Source organism: Anaerotignum lactatifermentans DSM 14214 (assembly GCF_900142265.1).
Taxonomy (GTDB): Bacteria; Bacillota; Clostridia; order Lachnospirales; family Anaerotignaceae; genus Anaerotignum; species Anaerotignum lactatifermentans.
On sequence record NZ_FRAH01000128.1, the window covers coordinates 1 to 3,507 of the forward strand.

3 protein-coding genes and 1 pseudogene are annotated in these 3,507 nt (G+C 42.8%); all 4 read left to right on the forward strand.

Annotated features, from left to right (window positions below; genetic code table 11):
- Nucleotides 1-109: 109 nt before the first annotated feature.
- Nucleotides 110-313 (forward strand): annotated as a pseudogene (locus tag BUB35_RS20035) (EamA family transporter); the annotation flags it as partial.
- Complete coding sequence (locus BUB35_RS17915; protein ID WP_330391280.1) at nt 296-958, forward strand: EamA family transporter; 663 nt, start codon at nt 296-298, stop codon at nt 956-958. The pseudogene BUB35_RS20035 and the gene BUB35_RS17915, both read left to right, overlap by 18 nt.
- A 666-nt stretch (nt 959-1,624) precedes the next feature.
- Nucleotides 1,625-2,647, forward strand: a complete 1,023-nt coding sequence (locus tag BUB35_RS17920; RefSeq protein WP_072853965.1) for a hypothetical protein — start codon at nt 1,625-1,627, stop codon at nt 2,645-2,647.
- 95 nt (nt 2,648-2,742) lie between these two features.
- Complete coding sequence (locus BUB35_RS17925) at nt 2,743-3,432, forward strand: hypothetical protein (protein ID WP_072853967.1); 690 nt, start codon at nt 2,743-2,745, stop codon at nt 3,430-3,432.
- Nucleotides 3,433-3,507: the final 75 nt, after the last annotated feature.

Genomic DNA, 3,507 nt, shown 5'->3' on the forward strand with positions numbered 1-3,507 from the left:
TAGGCATATCCAATTACCTCCTTCGGTGGTACTGTTTCTTACTATTATTATACGCTATTTCTCGTCAAAAATCAACCATTTGTTGTGACAGAGCCTAACAAAAAAAGAATTACCATACACAATTGGAATGGTGGTACTTGATATTATTGCACCTATCCTTTTAATGTTTGGTATCAGCAGAACAAATGCGGCGAATGTCTCGTTACTTAACAATTTTGAGATAGTGGCAACCTCTTTGATTGCGTTGGTTATCTTCAAGGAAGTCATTTCAAGAAAACTATGGGCAGCAATTGGTTTGGTAACAGTTGCCAGCGCCATACTCAGTTTTGAGGGAAGCAGTGCATTTGTATTTAATGAGGGGTCTTTATTTGTATTCGGTGCTTGCATTTGCTGGGGCTTTGAAAACAACTGTACTAAAATGATCAGCAATAAGAGTTCGGAAGAAATTGTAATTATAAAAGGTTGCTTTTCCGGACTTGGAAGTTTTATTGTTGCGTTGATACTCGGCGAAAGCATACCAGCCTTTGAATGGATAATTGCAGTTCTGGCTTTGGGATTTGTAGCTTACGGATTAAGCATTAAATTCTATATCATGGCTCAGAAAGATTTGGGAGCAGCGAAAACAAGTGCATATTATTCCATTGCCCCGTTTCTTGGAGTTGTGTTCAGTATGTTGCTGGTAGGAGAAAGACCTTCCACGCAATTTTATATAGCTTTGGTCATCATGATTGTTAGTACGATAATTATGGTAAAGGACAGCATTGAATTACAGCATACTCATGAACATGAGCATACTCATATTCATGAACATCAACATGGCGATTTGGTTCATACCCATGAACATACTCATAAACACAGTCATTTACATGTCCATGGCGAAGATGCAGAAAAGCATACACATACACATCAGTATGATGATTTGAATGGTCATAATCACTTGCATATAGAAGCAAGATAAATCCCAGTTTATTGAGTAGAAAAGGCGTTGAGAATATTTTTCTCAACGCCTTTTCTGTGTTTGTTTTCGGCTGTATCAGTGACGCAAACAATAACGGTTTACCCGTTTATTTATGAACTGGTAAACCGTTATGTCATAGATAATCGGTATATGTTGTTGACTTTTTTCTTATTCTATGGTATGATAAGGGTGTCAAATAAGACTCGTCTGAGCGAGTATAAACAGTAATTAAGCTCAGAGCGTCTCGGAGTGATCCGGGGGTTTAGCAGTTTGCTAATGAGGAGTCGAATCAGGGTTGATACACCTGTGTGATGTGCGGACTCGCCACAGTAGCCTTTGCGAATTGGAAAGCACGTCATTGACCTTCACACGAGTAATCCTTTTGAAAGTGTGCTGTAAGTAAAACGTATCGTGAATGTAGCCGGACATACTGATAAAGTGCCGGAGAGCTGATTCCTCTAAAAAGAATCCGACAGATCTTCCACTGCTCGTAGAAAGAGAATAAAGGGAGCTGCACACATAAGCAGTAAAAAAGTGTTTGGGGAGTAATCCTAACAGTCACACATAAGACTATAAAAAGTGTATTTGCCGAGTGTTGAGTCCTGATGGGCTGGCAGGAGGCGGCTTTGCTTCAACGAAAATTCAATATATGGGAGGCGGTTTTGCTTGGGAAGAAGAAACAAAGCATATTCAAAGGATTTGCACCAACAGGCGTATGACCGTCTGACCGGTATGCAAGCCTTTGGAGAAAGCAAAAAAGAGGCAGTAGCGAACGGGACGGATAAGGAGAAGATATTTTCCTTTAACACATATAAGTCCTATTGGAAACACACAAAATATTTTATCGAATATATCAAGTCGGAACACCCGGAATGTACCACGCTCAAAAGTGCAAAAAAATATGTGAATGAGTGGCTGCAGGTTCGGGCGGATCAGGGGCTTTCTGCATGGACGGTACAGTTGGAAGCGAAAGCAATGGGAAAGCTGTACGGGATAAGTCCTGATGATAAAGACTATTTTCAGCCCCCAAAAAGGAACAGAGCAGATATTAAACGGAGTCGGGGCGATCGTGTACGTGACCGGCATTTTTCCATTACCAACAATGATGAACTTATCAAGTTTTGCAAAGGAACAGGACTGCGCCGGAGTGAGCTGGGTGCCTTAAAAGGCGGTGATCTTCTGACAAAGGAGCAGATAGAAAAAGAAATTTCCAGATTGGAAGCTGTACCGGAGCAGAAAAGGACACCGGAAGAGGTTCGGCGGCTGGAAGTCCTAAAAGATACCCGGCTGTTTGATAGTGAGTATTATGTATTTGTCCGTAACGGAAAGGGCGGCAGGGAGCGCCTTAGTCCCATTATCGGAAAAAATGCGGAACAGATTGTGGAACGGATTCGGAACACTCCGGACGGGGAAAAGGTTTGGCAGCACGTCCATAAGTGTGCAGATATACACGCATATCGGGCTGAGTATGCAACGGATATTTACAGGAAGTATGCGAGACCGATAGAAGAAATTCCCTATGACAAGGTAAATAAGGGAACGGGCAAGCGGTATCAGAGCGAAGTGTATTCCTGCAGGAAGGACGAAGCCGGCAAGAAACTGGACAAGGTGGCTATGCTGGTATGCAGTAAGGCTTTGGGACATAACCGGATTAGTGTAGTGGCTGATAACTATATCCGGGGATTGTAAAGGGGGCGGTTTATATAGCTGAATTTGTAAAACGTGGGGCATTAGGTACTTATCGGGCAGTTTCGGGAGGAAATTCCAATCCGGAGTGTACCCATGTGATTTTAACCCGGGAAGAATATGAGCAGATAGTCCGGCAGAAAGCAAAAGCAGAATCAGAAGCGGCGGTTGCAAAAAGTAATGCAGCGGCGGCGATTGAGCAAGCCGATCGGGACGCACAGAGAAAAATTCGAGAGGCAGCGGAAGAAACACAAGAGGAAATAAACAAGATTCATCAGGATTTGAGTGAGGCTGAAAGTAAAATTAAATATTGGCAAGGTTTGAATGAAAATTTGCTGCGTATCTCGAAGGAAAGGGCGAACGCTGACCGAAAGCTGAAGCCTAAAAAGGAGCATACTGGTTATGTAGTGGTATCTTCGACAGAAAAAGAATACAGATATAAGGTCAATCGGCGGGATTTTGAAACAGTTATGCTTTGGGAAACGGTGTTGCAAACGCCATATCCGATTGATTTTACTGAGGAACAGGCGAGAGAAGAAACAAAAGAACTGATAGGAAATGATGGCAGAGGTAATTGGCTGATTGCACGTCTCGGTATCAATATGTACTATGGCGGGGATTATGAGGACTTGCTTGAAAATTCTAAGTGGAACGATCCGCAGCCGGAGGAACACAATATTATGTTCAAAGGGCGGCTTCGGGCAAATTATCGTGCTGGATACTGGGAGATTATCTTTTCCCATACCAAGCCGCTTGGGATTGTTCCGGCAGATATGCGGGCACATTGACAGCTGGAATGCTGCTGTCGTATAATGGAGGAAAATAGGGAAAAAATGTATTGATAATCTAAGCCCCCTAATAGG